The following is a 22,027-nucleotide window of genomic DNA, read 5'->3' on the forward strand; positions in this document are numbered from 1 at the left end:
GGATGGACGAGTCCGCCACCCTCGGCCCGCCGGAACCCTAACCGTGAGCCTGAGGGTTATAGTTATGTCAACCTCGCCTTTAGCACGACCATAGGCAGACCGCTCTGCCCCAGTCCGGCAACACGCCCGGCGCGGCGCCGATTTCTGCACCCGGTGTGCCGGCCACGACCGCACCGCGGGGCCGCAGCCGGCAGGGAGCAGCCGTCAGGGAGTGGTGCGGTAGGTGGGGTTGCCGGGGACGCTGACGTCGTAGTAGGGCGCCTTCTGCGCGGCCAGCAGCTTGTCCACGACGAGCGCCTTGAGCTCGGAGTCCTCGGCGCTCCCCCACAGCACCTCGCGCCCGTCGCGCATCACGAGGGTGATCTGGTCGATGGTGGCGACCTCGACGTGGTCGACGCGGGTGACGAGGTCGGCCGGGAGCGCCGAGACGACCGTCGCGGCCTCGCGGAGCGCGTCGCCGCCGGCGGTGCTGCCGGGGCGCACCCGCGGGATCCCCTTCGGCACCGCGCGGTAGTCGCGGAAGACCACCCCGTCGGCGTCGAGGCCGCGGATCCGGCCGGCGAGCTCGACGACGGCCACGGCGGTGCGCTCGACCACCGCGATCCGCACGGAGTCGGGCCAGGTGCGCGTCACGTCGACGGACTCGACCTCGGCGAGCGCGCCGACGCGCGCCCGGGCGCGGGCGAGGTCGACGAGCGCGAGCTGCTCCCCGAGCGGCACGTCGGCGACCTCCCGGACCCGGCCGTCGCTGAGGAGGGTGTTGCCCACCACCTCGACGCGCTGCACCTGGAGCCTGGTGGAGAAGAACACCAGGTGCACGCCGGTGGCGAGCAGCGTGAGGACCAGCAGCAGGGCGAGGACGTAGCGCAGGGACAGCCACCGGCGCGCCCACTGCCGCCGGGCGAAGCGGCGGCGGGTGCGCCGGGCCGACCTCGCCTCCCGCTCGGCCTGCTTGCGCTGCCGGGCCACGGCCCGGGCGTCGGGTCCGCCGTTCTCCGCGTCGCTGCCCGAGACCGCGCCCGGGCCAGTGGGCCGGGAGTCGCGGGGCGGCGCGTCGCGGTCCACTCAGGCACCTCCGAGCAGGTCGAGCACCTGGGGTCCGACGGTCGTGACGTCGCCGGCGCCCAGGGTGATCACGAGGTCGCCCGGGCGCGACCGCTCGGCGAGTGCCTGGGCCGCGGCGCCCAGCCCGTCGACGTAGGTCACGTGCTGGGCCGGCAGCGGGACGGCGTCGGCGACGAGCAGGCCCGTCACCGCCGGGTCGGGGTCCTCGCGCGCGACGTAGACGTCGAGCACGACGACCTCGTCGGCGGCACCGAGCTCGGCGCCCATCGCCTCGCCGAAGATGCGAGTGCGGGAGACGAGGTGGGGCTGGAAGGCGGCGATGACGCGTCCGTCGCCGGCGAGGGCCCGGGCGGCCTCGAGGTCGCCCCGGATCTCGACGGGGTGGTGGGCGTAGGAGTCGTAGACGCGCACGCCTGCCGCCTCGCCCTTCAGCTCCATGCGGCGTCCGGTGCCGGTGAAGCCGCCCAGCCCTTCGGCGAGGGACGCGAACGGAAGACCGAGCCGCAGGCCCATGGCCAGCGCGGCGACCGCGTCGAGGACGTAGTGGCGCCCGGGGATCCGCAGCCGCAGCTCGCCGAGGTCGCTGCCGTGCTGGGTGACGCGGCACACCGAGGTGGAGCCGTCGAGCAGCAGGTCGTGGACACGGACGTCGGCGTCGGGCGACTCCCCCACCGTCACCACCTCGAGGCCGGCGTCGCGGGCGTGGCGCGCGAGCCGCGCCGCACCGGGGTCGTCGACCACGCACACCAGGAAGCCGCTGCGGTCGAGGGTGGCGGCGAAGTCGTCGAACGCGCGGTGGTAGGCCTCCTCCGTCCCCCAGTTGTCGAGGTGGTCGGCCTCGACGTTGGTGACGATCGCCGCGTGGGGGCGGTAGTGCAGGAAGGCGCCGTCACTCTCGTCGGCCTCGGCGACGAACAGGTCGTCGGTGCCGGCGTCGGCGTTGCGGCCGGTGGCGCTGAGCACCCCGCCCACCGCGTACGACGGGTCGACGCCGGCGGCCAGCAGCGCGGACGTGAGCAGGCCCGTGGTCGTCGTCTTGCCGTGGGTGCCGGCGACGGCCAGGACCCGCGAGCCGAGCATCACCGAGGCGAGACCGGCTGAGCGGGGCAGGATGCGCAGGCCGCGGCGGCGCGCCTCGACCACCTCGGGGTTGTCCTCGCGGGCAGCCGTGGTGACGACCACGGTGTCGGCGTCGCCGAGGTGCGCGGCGTCGTAGCCGAGGTGGCAGGTCACCCCCAGCTCGCGCAGCGCGGGAAGGAACGGGGTGTCGTGGTCGTCGCTGCCCGTCACCGGGACGCCGCGCTGGGCCATGATGCGCGCGATCGCGGAGATGCCGGCGCCGCCGATGCCGATGCAGTGGACGCGGCCGAGCGCCGCCGCGGGCAGCACCTCGTCGGGGACCGGGATCCTCACGACCGTCCGCCTGCGGCGTCGAGGACGATGCGCGCCAGCTTCTCGTCGGCGTCGAGCGGGATCACGCCGGTCGCGGCGGCGCCCATGGCGGCGAGCCGCGCCGGGTCGGTGAGGAGGCCCGGCAGGGTGGCCGCGACCCACTCCGGGGTCAGGGCGGCGTCGGAGACCAGGAGGCCGCCGCCGGCGTCGACGACCGGGCGCGCGTTGAGCGCCTGCTCGCCGTTGCCGATGGGCAGCGGGACGTAGACGGCCGGCAGGCCGACCCCGGAGACCTCGGTGACGGTGTTGCTGCCGGAGCGGCACAGCACCGCGTCGGCCGCGGCGTAGGCGAGGTCCATCCGGTCGACGTAGTTGAGCACGACGTAGGGCACCTCGCCCGGCTCGACGGCGAGCTCGTGCGCGGGTCCCACGATGTGCAGCACCTGCACCCCGGCGGCCGCGAGGTCGGGGGCGGCGCCGGAGACCGCGGCGTTGATGCGCGCGGCGCCCTGCGAGCCACCGGTGACCAGCAGGGTCGGCAGGTCGTCGCGCAGGCCGAAGGTGGTGAGCGCCTCACCGCGCAGCGCACCCCGGTCCAGGGTCGAGATGAGCCGCCGGATCGGCAGGCCGGTGCACACGGCGTGCGGCAGCTCCGTGCCCGGGAAGCTGGTGGCCACGTGGGACGTCATCCGCGCCCCGAGCCGGTTGGCGATCCCGGGCATGGCGTTGCCCTCGTGGACGACGATCGGCACTCCGCGCTTGCGGGCGGCCAGGTAGGCGGGCACGGAGACATAGCCACCGAAGCCCACGACCACGTCGGGGCGCACCCGGTCGACCACCTCGAGGGCCGCCGCGCGGGCGGCGCGCAACCGCGTCGGCGTCCGGAGCAGCTCGGGGCTGGGACGCCGCGGCAGCGGCACGCGGGGCACGTACTCGAGCGGCAGGCCGGCCTCGGGCACGAGCCGGGCCTCGAGTCCCTCTCGGGTGCCGAGGCAGGTCACCCGGACCTCCGGGTCGAGCCGCCGCAGGGCGTCGGCCGTGGCGAGCAGGGGCGAGGTGTGGCCGGCGGATCCACCGCCGGCGAGGAGTACGCGCATCGGGCCAAACCTAGCGAGCGGGGCCCGCGGACAGGCCGGCGGAGCGGTTGCGACGGCGTGCCGCCAGCGCCGCCGCGGCCTCCGGCTCCCGGCGGGCGAACCCGATCACCAGCCCGAGGGCCACCAGCGACGGCAGGAGGGCCGACCCGCCGTAGGACACGATGGGCAGCGGGATGCCGATGACGGGCAGGACGGCGAGCACCATGCCGACGTTGATCATCATCTGGCCGAGCAGCCACACCACGATCCCGAACGTGGCGTAGCGCACGAACGGGTCCTGGGTGCTGAGCGCGACGCGGATCGCGGCGTAGGCGATGGTGAAGAAGAGACCGACGACCAGCAGGGTGCCCACGAGGCCGAGCTCCTCGCCGAGGACGGCGAAGATGAAGTCGGTGTGGGCCTCGGGGAGGTCGCCCCACTTCTGGGTCGACGCACCGATCCCCTGCCCGAACCACCCGCCGCTGGACAGGGCGTAGAGGCCGTGGGCGGGCTGCCAGCCGGCGTCGGTGTAGTCCTTGAACGGGTCGGTGAAGTGCGTGATGCGCTCCAGCCGCTCGGGGTCGGTGGCGGCCAGCGCGAGCGCCGCCACCCCCATCACCGAGAGACTGAGCCCGAACAGCCGCAACGGGGCCCCGACCACCCACAGCATGCCGAGGAGGATGGCCGCCAGCACCATCGCCGTGCCGAGGTCGCGGCCGACGAGCACGAGGCCGATCACCGCGAACAGGCCCGGCACGACCGGCACGAGCAGGTGGTGCAGCTCGCGGAGGCGGCGCTCCTTGTGGGCGTAGATGTTGGCCGCCCACAGCACGATGGCCAGCTTGGCGATCTCGGCCGGCTGGATGTTGACCGGGCCAACGGCCAGCCAGTTCTTGTTGCCGTTGACGAGCACGCCGAAGCGAGCGACGAGGGCCAGCAGCACCAGCGCCACCAGGAAGCTCGGATAGGCCAGCCGGCGCACGTGCCGCACCGGGATCCGCGACGCCACCCAGGCGGCGGGCAGCCCGATCGCGACCCACAGCAGCTGGCGCTTCACCACGGCGTAGGAGTCGTCGTAGGTGAGGTAGGCCCGCACGCTGGAGGCGCTGAGCACCATGATCACGCCGATGGTGAGCAGCAGCGCCGAGGCGCCGAGCAGCAGGTAGTAGGAGGCGAGGGGCTTGTCGAGCGCCTCGCGCACCGAGCGCCAGCCCGCGGCGAGGCCCGAGCCGAGCGGCGGGCGTGGGGACGACGCACGCGTGGGGGCGTCGACCTGCCCGTCCACCGTCCCGTCCGCGGCACCGTCCACCGGTGGCGACGCGACGCCCAGCCCGACGTCCCCGGGGTTGACGGTGGTCATCGTCGCGGCTCCCCTCGGGTCGGTGCGCGCCCTCAGTCGGTGTCGGGCGGGTCGGTCTGGTCGGTGCGGTCGATGTGAGCGTGCACCGCGATGGCGAACGCGTCGCCGCGAGCGCCGTAGTCGGTGAACATGTCCATGGAGGCGCATCCCGGCGCGAGCAACACCGTGTCACCGGCCCTGGCGAGCCCGGCGGCCGCGTCGACCACGCGCTCCATCGGATCCCCAGTCTCGTCGGCGCCCACATCGATGACCGGCACATCGGGCGCGTGTCGCGAAAGAGCGTCGGCGACGACCCGGCGGTCGCGGCCCAGCAGGACGACGCCGCGCAGCCGGCCGCGCACGGACCGCACGAGGTCGTCGAAGCGGGCCCCCTTGGCCAGCCCGCCGGCGACCCACACGACGGGCTCGTAGGCGGACAGGGAGGACTGCGCGGCGTGCGGGTTGGTGGCCTTGGAGTCGTCGATCCAGGTGACGCCGCGGGCCTCGGCGACGTGGGCGATGCGGTGGCCGTCGGGCCGGAAGGCCCGCAGCCCGTCGCGCACGGCCTGCTGGCTCACGCCGTGCGCGCGCGCCAGGGCGGCGGCGGCGAGGGCGTTGGCGACGAAGTGCGGGGCCGGGGAGGCGAGGTCGCCGAGCGTGCAGAGCTCGGCGGCACTGGTGGCCCGCTCCTCGATGAAGGCCCGGTCGACCAGCAGGTCGTCGACGACGCCGAGGTTCCCCGGGCCGGGCGTGCCGAGGGTGAAGCCGACCGCCCGAGCGCCCTCGACGACGTCGGCCTCGCGAACCATGTCCTCGGTGGCCGGGTCGGCCAGGTTGTAGACGCAGGCGCGCTCGACGCCGGCATAGACCCGCGCCTTGTCGGCGGCGTAGACCTCCATGCCGGTGCGGCCGCCCGGCTCGTCGGCGTACCAGTCGAGGTGGTCCTCGGCGAGGTTGAGAACGACGGCGGACTCGGCGGCCATCGACCGGGTGTAGTGGAGCTGGAAGCTGGAGAGCTCGACGGCGAGGACGTCGTAGGGCTCGGGGTCCATCACGGCCTCGACGATCGGGCGACCGACGTTGCCCACGGCGACCGCACGCAGGCCGGCCGCGGTGAGGATGGACCGCAGCATCTGCACGGTCGTGGTCTTGCCGTTGGTGCCGGTGACGGCCAGCCACGGAGCGGCGTGGTCGGGGTCGCGGAGCCGCCAGGCCAGCTCGACCTCGCCCCACACGGGCACGCCCCGCTCGGCGGCCTGGGCGAGGAGCGGCGCGGTGGGACGCCAGCCCGGCGAGGTGACCACCAGGTCGACGTCGTCGGGCAGGACGTCGGTGGCGCCGGGCTCGAGGCGGATGGTGGCGCCCAGGGTCTCCAGCAGCCGGGCCCTCTCGGCCTTCTCGTCGCTGGTCGACTCGTCGAGCGCCGTCACCTGCGCGCCGAGGAAGAGCAGGTTGTCGGCGGCGGCGAACCCCGAGACGCCGAACCCGGCGACGACGACGCGCACGCCGGACCAGTCGCTGGTGCGCCCCAGCCCGTCGACGTCGAGACCGCCCGGGGTGCTAGCCAATGCCCGCGACCCACTCCGCATAGAAGATGCCCAGGCCCGTGGCGACCGCGAGGCCGGTGATGATCCAGAAGCGGATCACGATCGTGACCTGCTCCCAGCCGAGCATCTCGAAGTGGTGGTGCAGCGGGGTCATCCGGAACACCCGGTGGCCGGGCTGCACCTTGAAGATGCTGCGGAAGAGCCCGCTCGCGCGGCTCGCCTTGAACACCGAGACCTGGATCATCACCGACAGGGTGACGGCGACGAAGAGGCCGCCGATGATCACCAGCAGCAGCTCGGTGCGGGTCATGATCGCGAAGCCGGCCATCGCGCCGCCCAGGGCGAGCGAGCCGGTGTCGCCCATGATGATCTGCGCGGGCGAGGCGTTCCACCACAGGAAGCCGAAGCAGGCTCCCGTGATGGCCGCGGCGACCACGGCCAGGTCGAGCGGGTCGCGCACCTCGTAGCACTTCGGTCCGGCCTGGAGGGCGCACGACTGGCTGTTCTGCCAGATGTTGACCAGCGTGTAGGCGGCGAAGACGAGGATCGAGGATCCCGCTGCCAGCCCGTCGAGGCCGTCGGTGAGGTTGACCGCGTTGCTGAACCCGGTCACGAAGAACCAGATCAGCAGCATCGCGAGGGCCGTCGGCAGCGCGAAGCGCTCGTAGTCGCGGATGAAGGAGATGTGGTCGGACGCCGGTCGCCAGCCACGCTCGTCCTCCAGCGCCGGCGAGAGCGCGAGGAAGCCGAAGATGACCGCGACGAGCGTCTGGCCGATCATCTTGGCGCGACTGCGCAGCCCGAGGTTGTGCTGCCGGCTGACCTTGAGGAAGTCGTCGAGGAAGCCGACGGTGCCCAGGCCGACGAAGAGGAACAGCAGCAGCAGCGCCGAGGCCGTCGGTGCCGTGCCGGTGATCACCTTGGCGGCGGCGTAGCCCACGACGGTGGCGAGCACGATGACCGCCCCGCCCATCGTGGGGGTGCCGCGCTTGACGTGGTGCGTGGTCGGCCCGTCGTCACGGATCGGCTGCCCGAATCCCTGGCGGGTGAAGAACCTGATCGCGTAGCGCGTGCCCAGCAGCGAGATCAGCAGGGAGAGTCCTCCTCCGAACAGGATGGCTCTCATGTGGTGCTTCCTTCCTTGCCGCTCCCGGTCAGGAGGTCGTCGGCGATCAGTTCCAGCGCCGCCCCCCGCGATGCCTTCACCAGGACGACATCAGCAGCCGAGACATTGTGCCGCAGCCAGTCGGCGGCTTCGTCACGCCCCGCCGTGGCGATGCTCACTCCCCCACGTCCGACCGCGGTGAAGCCCTCGGCGATGGCGGCGGCCTCGTCGCCGACGGCGACCAGGACGTCGATCCCGGCCTCCGCGGCGTAGGCGCCCACGCCGCGGTGGGCCTCGGCGGCCCCGTCGCCGAGCTCGAGCATCTGGCCGAGCACCGCGACCGTACGCCGCCCGCTGCGTGCGCCGATGCCGGCCAAGGTCTCCAGCGCGGCCGTCATCGACTCGGGGTTGGCGTTGTAGGCGTCGTTGAGGACGGCCAGGCCGTCGGGACGCTCGCCGAGCTCCATGCGCCAGCGGCTCGCCGGCACGGCGTCGCCCAGCGAGTCGGCGACCGTGTCGAGGTCGAGCCCTGCCGCCAGTGCCATGGCGGCGGCTGCCGCGGCGTTGCGCCACTGGTAGGCGCCGATCGTCGCGAGGTGCACGGTGGCCCCCGAGCCGCGGTGGGCCAGCTCGAACGACTGCCGACCGAGCTCGTCGGTGGTCACCTCGCTGACGGCGACGTCGGGGACCGGGTGTTGCGCGGACCTCTCGGACGCACTGCCGAAGGTCATCACCTGCGCGTGGGTGCGGGGGGCCATCGCGGCCACCAGGTCGTCGTCGGCGTTGAGCACCGCCGTGCCGTCGGCCGGCAGCGCCTCGATGATCTCGCCCTTCGCCAGCGCGATCGCCTCCCGGCTGCCGAACTCGCCGATGTGGGCCGAGCCGACGTTGAGGACCGCGGCCACGCGCGGTGGCGCGATCGCGCACAGCTCGGCGATGTGGCCGATCCCACGGGCCCCCATCTCGACGACGAGGTAGCGGGTCTCGGAGGTGGCGCGCAGCACGGTCAGCGGGACGCCGAGCTCGTTGTTGAAGTTGCCGCGGGTGGCGACGGTCGGCGCGTCCTCGGACAGCACGTGGGCGAGGTAGTCCTTCGTGCCCGTCTTGCCCTGCGAGCCCGTCATCGCGAGGACGACCACGTCGGGGAGCCGGTCGACGACGTGCCGGGCCAGCAGCCCCAGGGCCGTCGTCACGTCGGCCACGACGACGGTGGGCAGCTCGGTGGGCCGGGTGCCGAGCACGGCGACGGCGCCGGCGTCGCCGGCGGCGCGGGCCAGGTCGTGACCGTCGACCCGCTGGCCGGTGACCGCCACGAAGAGTCCGCCGTCCTCGGGCGTGCGCGTGTCGATGAACGCGCCGCCGCGCACGAGCGCCTCGCCGTGGGCGGTGCCGCCGACCACGTGGGCGATCTCGTCGAGCGACATCTCGATCATGCGCGGGCCCCCGACCCGTCGGAGCGGGCCGGCGCCTCCGACCCCGTGGTGCCGTCGTGTCGCTCGGCCAGGGCCGACTCGACCTCCTCGGCGGCGACGACCCGGTCGTCGAAGGGGTGCACCACGTCGTCGACCTCCTGGCCGGTCTCGTGGCCCTTGCCGGCGATGAGCACCACGTCACCGGTGCGGGCGCGCCGCACGGCCTCCCGGATCGCGAGCCGGCGCTCCCCCACCTCGAGGACCTCCGCAGCGCCGCCGCGCGCACCCGCCAGCAGCGCGGCGCGGATGGTCGCGGGGTCCTCGGTGCGGGGGTTGTCGTCGGTGACGACGACGACGTCGGCGAGCCGCGCGGCGATCTCGCCCATGACCGGGCGCTTGGCGGTGTCGCGGTCGCCCCCGGCCCCCACCACGACGACCACCTGTCCGTCCGTCAGCGGCCGGAGGGTGGCCAGCACCGCCTCGAGGGCGTCGGGCTTGTGGGCGTAGTCGACGACCACGGTGAAGTCCTGGCCGGCCGTCACCGGCTCGAGCCGGCCCGGCACCCCGCCCACGCGGGCGATCCCGTCGGCCACCCGGCGCGGGTCGAGCCCGGCGAGGGCTGCCGAGGCGATGGCGGCCAGGGCGTTGGAGACGTTGAACTCGCCCGGGAGGAGCACCTGCGCCGGGACCTCGACCCCCGGGCCGAGGACGGTGAAGCGCGCGCCGTCGGCGGAGAGCTCGACGTCGGTGGCCCGCCAGTCGGCGTCGGCGCCGCGCGAGGAGTAGGTCGACATCGGGATGCGCGCCACGTCGAGCAGGCGCCTGCCGAACTCGTCGTCGACGTTGGTCAGACCGACCCGGGCCCGCTCGGGCGTGAAGAGGCCGGCCTTGGCGGCGAAGTAGTCGTCGAGGTCGGCGTGGAAGTCGAGGTGGTCGCGCCCGAGGTTGAGGAACGTGGCGACGTCGAACCGCACCCCGTCGACGCGGCCGAGCACGAGGGCGTGGCTGGAGACCTCCATCGCGCAGGTGTCGACGCCCCGCTCGCGCATCACCGCGAAGAGGCCGTGCAGGTCGGGCGCCTCCGGGGTGGTGAGCTGGGTCCGGACGTCCTCCCCGGCGACCCGGGTGCCGACGGTGCCGATGACCGCCGAGGTCACCCCCGCGGCGGTGAGGCCCTGCTCGAGGAGCCGGGTGGTCGTGGTCTTGCCCTGGGTGCCGGTGACGCCGACGACGCGGAGCGCGTCGGCGGGGTCGCCGTAGACCCGGGCGGCCAGCCGGCCGAGCACCCGTCGGGGGTCGGCCACGACGAGGGCGGGCGTGCCCGGCGGGAGCCGGTCGAGGCCGTCGGGGTCGGTGAGCACGGCGACCGCCCCGGCCGCCAGGGCCTGCTCGGCGTAGTCGGCGCCGTGGGCGCGCGCGCCGGGGAGCGCGGCGTAGAGGTCGCCGGGGCGCACCCGCGCGGTGCTCAGCGAGATGCCGGTGACCACGACGTCGAGATCGCCGTGGACGGCCACCTCCGTCGTCGCCGCGAGCCACCCGGCGAGCTCGACCGCAGGGGTCGACGGGGACTGCCGTGGTCGCGTCGCACTCACAGACTCGTGCACCGACCGAGCGTATCGACTCACCACTCGACGGGCAGGCGCGACGGGGTGCCGTCGGTGGGCGCGACGCCGTAGCGGCCCAGGACGTAGCCCATGATCCGGGAGAACACCGGCCCCGCGATCGAGCCGCCGCCGCCGTCGACCCGGGGGGCGTGCACCACGACGTAGACGGTGAAGCGGGCGTCGTCGGCGGGAGCGAACCCTCCGAAGGAGACCGACGTGCTGCCGTCGTAGCCGGTGCCGTCGCTGGCGACCCGCTGGGCGGTGCCGGTCTTGCCGGCGACGAGGTAGCCGGGCACCTGTGCCGCGGGCGCGACGCCGTCCTCGGGGTCGACGACCTTCTCCATCATCCGTGCGGTCGCGCGCGCGGCCTTCTTGCTGACGACGCGCGTACGCGTGGCGACGTCGGTGCCGACGGTGACGCCGTCGTCGGTGACCGCGGACCCCGAGACGAGACTGGGCGAGACCCGCACTCCCCCGTTGGCGATGGTGTTGATGGCCGCGGCCATCTGGGCGACGTTGACCGAGAGCGACTGCCCGAAGGCGACGCGGTCCTTGGTCTGCGACGTCATCGCCTCGCCGGGGGTCAGGATGCCGGGGGTCTCGCCGCGGACGCCGATGTCGGTGCGCGTGCCGAGCCCGAACCGCTTCAGGTAGGCCACCAGCTCCGGCGGCGAGAACGCGTCGGCGGCGAGCACCGTGCCGATGTTGGACGACTTGGCGATGATGCCGGCCAGGGTGAGCCGGATGTCGCCGTGGTCGAACCAGTCGCCGATCACCCGGTCCTGGCGCGCGAGGCTGGACGGCACCTTGAAGCGCTGACGCGGGAACGCCTTGCCTGCGTCGATCAGCGAGGCGGCGGTGAGCACCTTCTGCACCGACCCGGGCTCGTAGGTGTCGCTCATGGCGCGCGAGCCGAGGTCGTCCTGGTCGGACTCGGTCGGCACGTTGGCGTCGAAGGTCGGGTAGTCGGCGAGCGCGAGGATCTCGCCGGTGCGGGTGTCCATGACGACCGCGGCGCCGCTCTCGGCGCGGTACTGGCGCACCGACTGCGCGAGCACCTTCTGGGTGAACCACTGCAGGTCGCGGTCGATGGTGGTGCGCAGCGCCTCGCCGTTGCGGGCGGCCTTGAGGGTGCTCTCGCGCAGCGGGATCCGCACCCCCTTGCCCGAGTTGGACTGCCAGGTGGCCTCGCCGTCGACGCCGGCCAGCTGCGTGTCGAAGGTGCGCTCGAAGCCGCCGAGCGGCTCGTCGGTGCCCATGTAGCCGATCAGGTTGGCGCCCACGTCACCGGAGGGGTAGGACCGGATCGGGTCGTCCTGCAGGCTGATGCCCTTGAAGCCGGCCTCGTCGAGGGCCGCGAGGGTGTCGCCCGCCAGCGTGCTCGGCACCCGCCGGGCGACGTACTCGAAGCGGCTGCCGTCCTTGCGGCCGCGCAGCGCGGTGAGGGTCCTGAAGTAGTCGACGGAGAGCCGGTCGGTCAGCAGCCGGGCGAGCTCGGGCGCCCGGTCTGCGGTGAGCGCGGGGTCGGCGATGACCATCTTGCCCTTGACGGAGTCGGCGAGCGGCTGGCCGTTGCGGTCGAGGATGTCGCCGCGCTCGGCCTCCAGCGGCACCCGCACCGCGCCCTCGGCGGCCGCGCGGACCGCGTAGGAGCGGGGATCGACGCCCTGGAGCTGCACCAGCCGGGCACCGAAGAAGGAGAGGACCATCGCGATGAGGACGAACCCGATGCGCAGGCGCAGCATGGGCGCGCCACGTGAGGCGCCGCGCCTGGGGCGGGTGCTCGGCACTGATCTCCCTCGTTTCCCGGACGGCTCCGGGGTGGAGCCGGCCTGGTCGACAATCTAGGGGCGCGGCGCGACGGATCCGCGCGAGCGCGCCGTCAGCGGTTGCGCTTCTTGCGCGGCTTGGCGTCGGTGCCTCCCGCGGCGGTCGCGCCCTGCTCCTCGACGCTCGGAGCGGCCGGCACCTCGACGTAGGTCGGGCGCGGGGCCAGGACGGCCGGCTTGACCGGGGCGGGCGGCTGCAGCAGCAGCGCGTTCTCCGGGGTGGCGGGCGTGCGGACGCCGCTCGTCTCGCCGGTCTCGAGGTCGAGGAACACCGGTGCGGCGGGGATGACCATCCCCATCGCCTGGGCCTGCGAGGCGACCCGCTGCGGGTTGCGCAGCTCGTCGAGCTCCATGCGCAGGGTCTGCTCGCGGGCGGCGAGGGTGTCGGCCTCGGACTCGAGGGCGGACGCGGCGAAGGACGCCTGCTGCAACGAGGTGTTGAAGAGCAGCAGGCCGACGATCCCGGCGAGCAGGACGAGGCTCACCAACGTCATGAACGGCATCCGCGGGGCGCGGGTGCGCACCCGCGGCACGACGCTCAGGCGGGCCTTGTCGACGGCCTCCTGGGCGATCCGCGTGACCCGGGTCCGGGGTTGGAGGGCGGGACTGCTCATCGGACGACTCCTGGGGAAGTGGGAGTGGACGGGAGGACGCGCTCGACGGCGCGCAGGCGGACGGAGGCGGCGCGGGGGTTCGCGGCGATCTCCTGCTCGTCGGCCCGCTCGGCGCCGCGGGTGACCAGCCGCAGGGCCGGCTCGGCGCCCTCGGGCACGAACGGCAGGTCCGGCGGCACGTCGAGGCGGGTGGCGTCGGCGAACGCCCGCTTGACGAGCCGGTCCTCGAGCGAGTGGTAGGACTCGACCACCACCCGCCCGCCGACGCCGATGACCTCCATCGAGGCCGGGATCGCCCGCCGCAGCACGGCGAGCTCGTCGTTGACCGCCATCCGCAGCGCCTGGAAGGTGCGCTTGGCCGGGTGGCCGCCCGTGCGCCGGGCGGGTGCGGGGATCGTGGCGTAGAGCAGCTCGACGAGGTCGGCGCTGGTGCTGAACGGCGTCGCCTCGCGGCGCCGGACGACCTCGCGGGCGATCCTGCTGGCGAACTTCTCCTCGCCGTACTCCCGCAGGATCCGGGTCAGCTCCTGGGCGGTCGCGGTGTTGAGCAGCTCGGCGGCGGTCGGGCCGGTCGTCGGGTCCATCCGCATGTCGAGCGGCGCGTCCTCGGCGTAGGCGAACCCGCGCTCGCGCACGTCGAGCTGCATGGAGGACACCCCGAGGTCGAAGAACACGGCGTCGACGTGGTCGAGGCCGAGCGAGGCGACGACCTCCGGCAGCTCGTCGTAGACGGCGTGCACGGCGGTGAACCGGTCGCCGTGGGACGCGAGCCGCTCCGAGGACATCCGCAGCGCCTCGGGGTCGCGGTCGATCCCGATCACGCGGGCGTGGGGCAGGCGCTCGAGGACCGCCTCGCTGTGCCCGCCGAGGCCGAGGGTGCAGTCGACGTAGACCGAGCCGGGGGCCTCGAGCGCAGGGGCCAGCAGGGCGACGACCCGGTCGAGGAGCACCGGGGCGTGGCGAGGAGTCGTCATCTGCTCAACCCTGGGAGCCCAGGCGCATCAGCAGGAGCAGGGCGAGCGCCAGCCCGCAGGCGGTGGCGGCGGAGAACGCGACGAGCGCGGCCGCCTCACGCGCCTGGTCGCGGACCCGCGACGGCGGTGCTGCCGTGCGTCCCACGCGCTGGGTGGTGCTCATCGTCTCGACCCCACTGGTTGCTGCGGATGTACGTGCTGGGCGCCGGCCCGGCCGGGCCGGATGTTGAGGTGGCGGGGCCGGAGCTGGCGGTGCGGCTGACACTCCCCGCCGTGTGGCACGGGGCGAGCCGCCGCACCAGGTCCCTGCCCGCTCCTTGCCCCCTGCCGGAGCAGGGGGTGCCCTCTGGTGCCGGGGAAGTGCCCCAGATGGCCGCGCGAGGAGCGGGCTCGAGACCTGGTGATACGGGTCGCGATGTCAGCTGTGCTGTTGTCTGGCGTTGCTGTTGTCTGGCGTTGTCGGGTGGTGCGTGCTGGTTCTGGTGCGGGGCGCTGCTCAGATGCCGGGGAAGACCTCGTCGCTGAGCTCGGAGAACTTCTGCTCCTGCTCCTCGGAGTAGGTCGCCCACGCGGTCGGGTCCCAGATCTCGATCCGGTTCATCGACCCGATGACGACGCACTCCTTGCGGAGCGAGGCGTACTCCCGCAGCGGCGCCGGGATGTTGATCCGTCCCTGCTTGTCCGGCACCTCCTGGCTGGCGGCGGCGAACAGCATGCGGACGTAGTCACGGGTGTTCTTCTGCGTGACCGGCGCCTCTCGGAGCCGGTCGGTGAGCCGGCCGAAGTCCTCCAGCGACCAGACAGTGAGGCAGCGCTCCTGTCCCCTGGTCACCACGAGTCCCTCCGTCAGTTCGTCCCTGAACTTCGCCGGGAGGAAGAGACGGCCCTTCTCGTCGAGCTTGGGCGTGTAGGTGCCGAAGAACACCCGGCACCTCCCGTTGCTCGGCGGGATAGATCGACCCTGTCCCCCACTTCGCACCACAGTACCCCACTTCACTCCACCGTCAACCAGATCGAGCGTGTTTCGCGCCCAAATCGGCCGCGTCCGGGCCCTCCTGGCGAGCACGCACGCGCCGCGACGTGACCCGCCCGGGAGCGTGCAACGGGGTGGATCCACACTCAGGACGGCCCTGGTGGAGCGTCGGTGGGGGAAGCCGGCAGCCCGTGGTGGAGCGAAGTGGGGAACGGCGTGGCGAAGGGTGGTGCCGAGGGGAGCGCAGGACGAGGGCGTTCGTCTCCGCATCGGCGCCGCGGCAGCGACCGAGCGGTATGTTGCGCGCACCACATACCGTGGTGGCGAGGTCGACGACCGGATCGGCGAACGGATCGGCGGACGGGTCGACCGCACGGGCACGAGGGGAACGAACGACGTGACGACTGGGTCCACCGGGCAGGCGCCCGATCTCGACACCGTGCGCCGGGTGACCGGGGCCGTGCGCGGCAACATCGAGCGCGTCATCGCCGGCAAGCCCGACGTCGTCAACGCCGCGCTCGTCGTGCTGCTGGCCGAGGGCCACCTCCTCATCGAGGACGTGCCCGGCGTCGGCAAGACGCAGCTGAGCAAGGCGCTGGCCCGGAGCATCGACTGCTCGGTACGGCGCATCCAGTTCACGCCGGACCTGCTGCCCTCCGACGTCACCGGGGTCTCGGTGTTCAACCAGGACACCCGCGAGTTCGAGTTCCGCCCCGGCGGCGTCTTCGCCAACATCGTGGTCGGCGACGAGATCAACCGTGCGTCGCCCAAGACGCAGTCCGCGCTGCTGGAGTGCATGGAGGAGCGCCAGGTCACCGTCGACAACGCGACCTACCAGCTCGAGAGGCCCTTCATGGTGATCGCGACGCAGAACCCGATCGAGATGGAGGGCACCTACGCCCTCCCCGAGGCACAGCGCGACCGCTTCATGGCGCGGGTGTCGGTCGGCTACCCGGTCGAGTCGGCGGAGATCGCGATGCTCGAGGGGCACACCGCCCGCAACCCCCTCGACGACCTCGAGCCGGTCACCGACGCCGGCGAGATCCGCAAGGTCATCGAGATCGTCGGGCGCGTGCACGTCGCGCCCGCCGTCCAGCGCTACGCCGTGGCACTGACCACCGCCACGCGCGCGAGCAACGACCTCCACCTCGGCGCCTCGCCGCGGGCGACGCTCCACCTCGTCCGCGCCGCCAAGGCCGTCGCCGCCACGCAGGGACGCGACTACGTCCTGCCCGACGACGTGTACGGCATCACCTCGTCCGTCCTCGCGCACCGGCTGCTGCCCAACGTCGAGGCGACGATGAGCGGACGCACCACCTCGGCGATCCTGTCCGGCATCGTGGAGTCGGTGCCGGTGCCCACCGCGTCCGACTCCACGTCACACGCCACGTCCCACTCCACGACCGGCTCCCCGTCGATCCCACGCGGCAGCCGTGCGTGAGGCACTCGCTGCGCTGACCGTCCGCGGACGGGCGTTCCTGGCCGCCGGCATCACCACGGTGGTCGCGGCCATCGTCGTGGGACACCCCTCGGTCGTCCGCATCGGCGTGCTGGTCGCGGCGCTGCCGCTCCTCACCGCCTGGTGGGTCGGGCGCTCGCGCTACCGCCTCGCACTGGTGCGCACCGTGTCGCCGCAGCTGGTGGTCGCCGGTCAGCCGGCGACGGTGGAGCTCACCGTCTCCAACGAGTCGCGCACCCCCACTGGCGTGCTGCTCCTGGAGGAGCGGCTGCCCTACGTGCTCGGCACACGGCCCCGCTTCGTGCTCGAGGGCCTCGGCCACGGCTGGCGCCGGCACGCGACCTACCAGGTGCGCTCGGAGCTGCGGGGCCAGTTCGAGATCGGCCCGATGGCGGTGCGGGTGACGGACCCGTTCGGCCTCGTCGAGCTGGGCCGCACGTTCCACGCCACGTCGCGGCTGACGGTCACCCCGCGCACCGTCGCGCTGCCCAGCATCCCGCTGGGCGGGGCGTGGACCGGGTCGGGGGACAACCGCCCGCGCGCCTTCGCCACCGGCAGCGCGGAGGACGTCACGGTGCGCGAGTACCGGCGCGGCGACGACCTGCGGCGCGTCCACTGGCGCAGCTCGGCCCGCGTCGGCGAGCTGATGGTGCGCCGCGAGGAGCAGCCCTGGCAGTCGCGGGCGACGGTGTTCCTCGACAACCGGGGCACGGCCCACCGCGGGCAGGGCGCGGCCAGTTCGCTGGAGGCGGCCGTGTCGGCCGCGGCCTCCATCGCCGTCCACCTCACGCACCACGGCTACACCGTCCGACTGGTCACGGCGTCCGGCGACAGCCGGGAGACCGAGTGGCACTCCCACACCGCCGCGGCCAGCACGATCCCGCTGCTCGAGGCGCTCGCCGTCGTGCAGCTCGACCACTCCCCCGCTCCCGACACCCAGTGGCTGGCCGAGCCCGGCCACGGCGGCCTCACCATCGGCGTCTTCGGCGCGCTCGGCGACACCGACCTGCCCTTCCTGCGCCGGCTCCAGCACCACGCGTCGTCCAGCCTCGCGATCGCCCTCGACGTCGACGCGTGGGCGCCCCACCTCCCGGTCCACCCCGGGCCCGCGTCGGCCGCCCACCTCACCGCGACCGGCTGGCGCTCGATCACCCTCGGCCCACGCGACCGCCTCGACACCGCCTGGCAGGAGCTCGGGCTGATGCGGAGCCGTGCCACGGCGTCGGCCGGGGCGAGTCGATGAGCACCCAGTGGAGCACGCTCCCCCACCAGCTGCGGATCGCCGGCATCGCCCTGCTCGCGGCGTGGGCGACGGTGCTGTCGTGGCGCGTGCTGACCGAGGGCTTCCCCCGGGTCGCGATCCCGCTGCTGATGATCGGCGTCGTCGTCGCCGCGATGGGCGCCCTCGGTCGGTGGAGCCGGCTGCCCGCGCTCGCCGTCGTGGCCGGCCAGGTCGTGGTGGCCGCGCTGCTGGTGCTGGGCACCACCACCGGCTCACCCGTCCCGACCCCGGGCAACGTCGAGGCGTTCCTGGCCGCGCTGGACGACGCCCTCCAGACCTCGCGCGACTATGCCGCCCCCATCCAGCTCGGCGTGCCCTCCGTCCATCCGCTGCTCCTGGTCGGAGGGACGCTGATCGTGCTGCTCGTCGACCTCGTCGCCTGCACGCTGCGCCGCGCGCCCGTGGCCGGCCTGGTGCTGCTCGCGGCCTACACGCTGCCCGTCGCGGTCACGGGCGAGGCCGTGTCGTGGTGGCTGTTCGTCGTGGTCGCCGGCCTCTTCCTCTCCCTGGTCTTTCTCCAGCACAGCGACCACGTGACCAGCTGGGGACGGGCGCCCGACGGCGAGAAGGGCTCGTTCTCCGTCCGCACCGGGGCGATCGGCAACACTGCGCTGGCCCTCGGCGCCACCGCGATCGCGCTGGCCGTCGTGGTGCCGGCGGCCGTGCCGACCATGAGCATGAGCGTCTTCGAGGGCAAGGGTCCGGGCACCCGCGAGGTCGAGGTCAAGGACCCGATGGTCGACCTGCGCCGCGACCTGACCCGCGGCGCGGACGTGCCCCTGCTGTGGGTCACCACCTCCGGGCCCAAGCCCACCTACCTGCGCGTCTCGGTGCTCGCTCGCTTCAGCGGTTCGGAGTGGACGCCGGGCGACCGCGAGATCCCCGAGTCGCAGTCGGCCACCGGTGACCTCCCGCCCCTCGACGGGGTCAGCGGCGACGTGCCGCGCCGGGAGTTCAAGTACGACGTGCGGGTGGGCCCCGACTTCACCTCGGCGTGGCTGCCCACCGCCGCGCAGACGACCCGCATCGCGGCCGGCACCGACTGGCGCTTCGACCTCGACACCCGCGACGTCATCGCGGCCCGCGAGGACGTCACGACCGCCGACAGCACCTACGACTACACCGGCGTCCAGCTGACCTACGACGCCCAGCGGATGGACTCGGCCGTGTCGGGCGCCGGGTCGGTGGCCGGCATCTTCACCGAGGTGCCCCCCACCCTCAGCAACGAGATCCGGCGAATCGCGGCCAGCGTCACCGCCGACGCGCCCACCCGTTTCCAGAAGGCGCAGCTGCTGCAGCAGTGGTTCCGCGAGGACGGCGGGTTCCGCTACGACCTCGCCGAGGTGCCGTCGGCGGGCGACGGCAGTGCCGACCTTCTCGCGTTCCTCAACGACCGGGTGGGCTACTGCGAGCAGTTCGCGGCGACGATGGCCATCATGGCGCGGGTCATCGGCATCCCGAGCCGCGTGGCCGTGGGCTTCCTGGAGCCCGAGCGGGCCACCAACGGGTCGTGGGAGTTCTCCTCTCACGACCTCCACGCGTGGCCCGAGCTCTACTTCCCCGGCTCGGGCTGGGTGCGGTTCGAGCCCACCCCGCAGGACCGCGCCACGCAGACGCCCGACTACACCGAGGCCGAGTTCGAGGCGGTCACCGAGGCGCCGTCCCCCAGCGCCAGCCGGTCGACCGAGCTGCTGCCCGAGCGGGGCGAGGAGGCCGACGCCGAGGCGGCGGCCGACGACAGCAGCGCGTCCTCGATCCCCTGGGTGCCCGTGCTGTCGGGCCTGCTCGGTCTGGCCCTGGTGGCGCTCGTGCTGGCGACGCCGCACCTGGTCCGGCGGGCACGTCGGCGCCGCCGACTCGAGGGCGGCATCGAGGACCTCTGGGCCGAGCTGCGCGACGTGGCCGTCGACCTCGGCCACGCATGGCCGGACGGCCGCTCGCCGCGTCGGGCCGGCGACTGGATCGGCCGGCTCCTCGCGGCACCCGTCGACGACGCGTCGCGGCCCGACCGGCCGCGGCGCGGACGCGATCAGGCTCCCGGGGCCGCCCAGGCGCTCGACCGGCTCGTCGTCACGCTGGAGCGCAGCCGCTACGCCCGCAATCCCGAGACCTGCACCGCCGACCGGTTCAGCGCCGACCTCCTCGTCGTCGAGGAGTCCTTGGCCGCAGGCGTGACGCCGCGCGAGGAGCGCAGGGCGCGGTGGTGGCCCGCATCGGTGGTGGGACGGCGTACGTCGTGGCGTCGCCGCTCCCGGTCGGCCCGGGCCACGACCGCGACCCCCGACCGGGAGTCCACCCAGACGGTCGACGAGCTCGTCGGCTGACGGCCCGGCCCGGCAGGAACGGGGCAGGGCTCAGGCCGGGCTCAGGTCGGGCCCAGGTCACACGGCGGAGCAGCCGCCGACGCCGACTCTCGTCGATCATCGCCGCGACCAAGCCGGACGAAGAAGCTGACGACGGCCACGGGAGCAGCGGCGGCGCACACCATGACAGCGACCATCGCCAAGGACGGCGTGGGCGTCACGATCGCGACGCCCACGAGGCCGAGCGTCAGCAGGAACAGGCTCAGCTCCCAGCCGAGGGACGCAGTCGGACGAGCGGGCGCCTGGCGTCGATGGGACGTGATGCGCGTGCTGCGGAGGTCAGAGGCCGCGCTCGCGGCGGCGACGCCACCGCTCCTCCATGCGCTCCATGAAGGGGCCGCCCGAGCGCTGCCGGGCGGGCCGGCCGGGACGACCGCCGTCGACGACCCCGAAGCCGGTGCGGCCCGAGGCACGCACCGTGGGAGCCGCCGGGTGACCGGGACTGCGCGCGGAGGTCAGGGCCAGGATCGCGCCGCCGAGCATCACCACGAAGCCCAGCACACCGACCACCGTCTGGAGGACGGCGTTGAGGTCGAGGAGCACCGCGACGATCAGCAGACCGATGCCGACGAGGAGCACGGCACCGCCCAGGATCATCCGGCGACGAGCAGCCCGCTGGAAGGACGTGCCGCGCAGGGTGGAGGCGAGCTTGGGGTCTTCCTCGACGAGGGCGCGCTCCATCTGCTCGAGCATTCGCAGTTCTTCCTCGGAGAGCTCCACGGTTCCTCCTCACCTTCTGCTGCAAGTCTAGGCACGCTGCTGCGCCTAGGGTAGGCGTCCCCCAGAAAATTCCGTCCGAGGGGCGAGGAACGCCTCCCTCACACGAGACTCGCCGGGCGCACGGCGGCCGCCCCGAAGCGGCGCGTGGCCCGGTCCACCGCACGGTCGGCCTCGGCCCATCCGTGCTCGGGCTCGCCGAGCACCAGCTGCCGCTGCACCGTCGCCCGAGGGACCAGACCCTCGACGCGGACGCCGACCAGACGCAGGCGCTCGCGCCGCAGCCGGAGCGCGTCGTAGAGCCTGGTCACCGCACGGTGCACCTCCACCGTCACGTCGGTCACCTCGGGCATCGTGCGCGAGCGCGTGATGGTCGTGAAGTCGGCGAAGCGGACCCTGAGCGTGATGGTGCGCCCGACCACGCCGGCCGCACGCATCCGGCCGGTGACCCGCGCGGAGAGGCGCAGGAGCTCGCGGACGACGACCTCGCGGTCGGCGGTGTCGCGGGCGAAGGTCTCGTCCGCACCCATCGACCTCTCGGGCTCGTGGGGGCCGGGTGTCGCGGAGAGCTCGCTGCGGTCGGTGCCCCACGCGAGCTGGTGGAGGTGGCGACCGAGGTGGCGGCCCAGGGTCTGCTGGAGGGTGGGGAGCGGCGTGTGCGCGACGTCGCCCACGGTGAGGAGGCCGGCGCGGCGCAGCACCGTCCGGGTCTTCTCGCCGACGCCGAAGAGCTCCCCGACGTCGAGCGGGTGCAGGAACGACGCGACCTCGGCGGGCGGCACCACCACCACGCCGTCGGGCTTGGCGCGCCGGCTCGCGACCTTGGCCACCGACACCGATGCCGCGACCCCCACCGAGCAGGTGATGCCCTGCTCGTCGTGGATGGTGGCCCTGAGCCGCTCCGCGATCTCACGGGGCTCGCCCAGGCGTCGGGTCGCACCGCGCACGTCGAGGAAGGCCTCGTCGAGCGACATCGCCTCCACCACGGGAGTGACGTCGCGGAAGGTCTCCATCACCGAGGCGGAGACGCCGGCGAAGGTGGCGTAGTCGGGCGCGAGCACCACGACGTGCGGGCACAGCCGACGCACCCGCGCCATCGGCAGCGCCGAGCGGATGCCGTAGCCGCGCGCGACGTAGTTGGCGGCCAGCACGACGCCGCGCCCGCTGCCGCCCACCACCACCGGCTGGTCGACCAGGTCGGGGCGCTCCCGCAGCGCCACGGAGGCGAAGAACGCGTCCATGTCGACGTGGAGGAGCGGCGTCTCGGTCACCGCCG

General features: G+C 73.8%; 18 protein-coding genes. 3 read left to right on the forward strand and 15 right to left on the reverse strand.

The window, feature by feature from the left end; translation table 11 throughout:
• Positions 1-204: 204 nt before the first annotated feature.
• The 13 genes from AC54T2_RS17770 to mraZ form a co-directional block, all read right to left on the reverse strand.
• Entirely contained in the window at positions 205-1,065 is an 861-nt protein-coding gene (locus AC54T2_RS17770; RefSeq protein ID WP_496666841.1) for a cell division protein FtsQ/DivIB, read from the reverse strand.
• On the reverse strand, positions 1,066-2,478 hold the full coding sequence (murC, locus tag AC54T2_RS17775) for a UDP-N-acetylmuramate--L-alanine ligase (protein ID WP_186341068.1): 1,413 nt from the start codon (positions 2,476-2,478) through the stop codon (positions 1,066-1,068).
• Entirely contained in the window at positions 2,475-3,554 is a 1,080-nt protein-coding gene (gene murG, locus AC54T2_RS17780) for an undecaprenyldiphospho-muramoylpentapeptide beta-N-acetylglucosaminyltransferase (RefSeq protein WP_496666842.1), read from the reverse strand. Before murG ends, murC begins: the two co-directional genes overlap by 4 nt.
• Positions 3,555-3,564: 10 nt before the next feature.
• Entirely contained in the window at positions 3,565-4,893 is a 1,329-nt protein-coding gene (gene ftsW / locus AC54T2_RS17785) for a putative lipid II flippase FtsW (protein WP_489974630.1), read from the reverse strand.
• Positions 4,894-4,925: 32 nt separating this feature from the next.
• Entirely contained in the window at positions 4,926-6,461 is a 1,536-nt protein-coding gene (gene murD, locus AC54T2_RS17790; protein WP_496666843.1) for a UDP-N-acetylmuramoyl-L-alanine--D-glutamate ligase, read from the reverse strand.
• Complete coding sequence (mraY, locus tag AC54T2_RS17795; protein WP_186341064.1) at positions 6,433-7,545, reverse strand: phospho-N-acetylmuramoyl-pentapeptide-transferase; 1,113 nt, start codon at positions 7,543-7,545, stop codon at positions 6,433-6,435. Before mraY ends, murD begins: the two co-directional genes overlap by 29 nt.
• Positions 7,542-8,957: a UDP-N-acetylmuramoyl-tripeptide--D-alanyl-D-alanine ligase gene (locus AC54T2_RS17800; RefSeq protein WP_186341063.1), complete on the reverse strand. Its 1,416-nt coding sequence runs from the start codon at positions 8,955-8,957 to the stop codon at positions 7,542-7,544. The genes mraY and AC54T2_RS17800 overlap by 4 nt, the downstream gene beginning before the upstream one ends.
• Complete coding sequence (locus AC54T2_RS17805; RefSeq protein ID WP_496666844.1) at positions 8,954-10,540, reverse strand: UDP-N-acetylmuramoyl-L-alanyl-D-glutamate--2,6-diaminopimelate ligase; 1,587 nt, start codon at positions 10,538-10,540, stop codon at positions 8,954-8,956. Before AC54T2_RS17805 ends, AC54T2_RS17800 begins: the two co-directional genes overlap by 4 nt.
• A 17-nt stretch (positions 10,541-10,557) precedes the next feature.
• Positions 10,558-12,330, reverse strand: a complete 1,773-nt coding sequence (locus AC54T2_RS17810; protein WP_241005120.1) for a peptidoglycan D,D-transpeptidase FtsI family protein — start codon at positions 12,328-12,330, stop codon at positions 10,558-10,560.
• Between the two features lie 92 nt (positions 12,331-12,422).
• Positions 12,423-12,983, reverse strand: coding sequence for a cell division protein FtsL (gene ftsL / locus AC54T2_RS17815; protein WP_489974635.1), 561 nt, complete (start codon positions 12,981-12,983; stop codon positions 12,423-12,425).
• Positions 12,980-13,957 carry a 16S rRNA (cytosine(1402)-N(4))-methyltransferase RsmH gene (gene rsmH, locus AC54T2_RS17820; RefSeq protein WP_496666845.1) on the reverse strand — a complete coding sequence of 326 codons (978 nt, stop codon included), beginning with the start codon at positions 13,955-13,957 and terminating at the stop codon, positions 12,980-12,982. The genes ftsL and rsmH overlap by 4 nt, the downstream gene beginning before the upstream one ends.
• Positions 13,958-13,961: 4 nt before the next feature.
• Positions 13,962-14,120 (reverse strand): hypothetical protein, encoded by a 159-nt coding sequence (locus AC54T2_RS17825; protein WP_491496639.1) that lies wholly within the window; start codon positions 14,118-14,120, stop codon positions 13,962-13,964.
• A 333-nt stretch (positions 14,121-14,453) separates the two neighbouring features.
• A complete protein-coding gene (gene mraZ / locus AC54T2_RS17830; RefSeq protein ID WP_056607086.1) occupies positions 14,454-14,882 on the reverse strand; it encodes a division/cell wall cluster transcriptional repressor MraZ in 429 nt (142 codons plus the stop codon).
• A 445-nt stretch (positions 14,883-15,327) separates the two neighbouring features.
• Here mraZ and AC54T2_RS17835 point away from each other — a divergent pair, with 445 nt between their 5' ends.
• From AC54T2_RS17835 to AC54T2_RS17845, 3 genes are read left to right on the forward strand one after another with little or no spacing between them, the layout of a single operon-like run.
• On the forward strand, positions 15,328-16,371 hold the full coding sequence (locus AC54T2_RS17835) for an AAA family ATPase (RefSeq protein ID WP_186341059.1): 1,044 nt from the start codon (positions 15,328-15,330) through the stop codon (positions 16,369-16,371).
• Entirely contained in the window at positions 16,364-17,632 is a 1,269-nt protein-coding gene (locus AC54T2_RS17840; RefSeq protein WP_496666846.1) for a DUF58 domain-containing protein, read from the forward strand. Before AC54T2_RS17835 ends, AC54T2_RS17840 begins: the two co-directional genes overlap by 8 nt.
• Entirely contained in the window at positions 17,629-19,995 is a 2,367-nt protein-coding gene (locus AC54T2_RS17845; protein ID WP_496666847.1) for a transglutaminase TgpA family protein, read from the forward strand. Before AC54T2_RS17840 ends, AC54T2_RS17845 begins: the two co-directional genes overlap by 4 nt.
• Before the next feature lie 318 nt (positions 19,996-20,313).
• On the opposite strand, the gene AC54T2_RS17850 is transcribed toward AC54T2_RS17845, so the two are convergent.
• Together AC54T2_RS17850 and dinB are read right to left on the reverse strand one after the other, a co-directional pair.
• Positions 20,314-20,754 (reverse strand): SCO2097 family morphological protein, encoded by a 441-nt coding sequence (locus AC54T2_RS17850; RefSeq protein WP_496666848.1) that lies wholly within the window; start codon positions 20,752-20,754, stop codon positions 20,314-20,316.
• Between the two features lie 98 nt (positions 20,755-20,852).
• Entirely contained in the window at positions 20,853-22,022 is a 1,170-nt protein-coding gene (gene dinB, locus AC54T2_RS17855) for a DNA polymerase IV (protein WP_496666849.1), read from the reverse strand.
• Positions 22,023-22,027: the final 5 nt, after the last annotated feature.

This window comes from Nocardioides sp. Z35_8 (assembly GCF_059621125.1).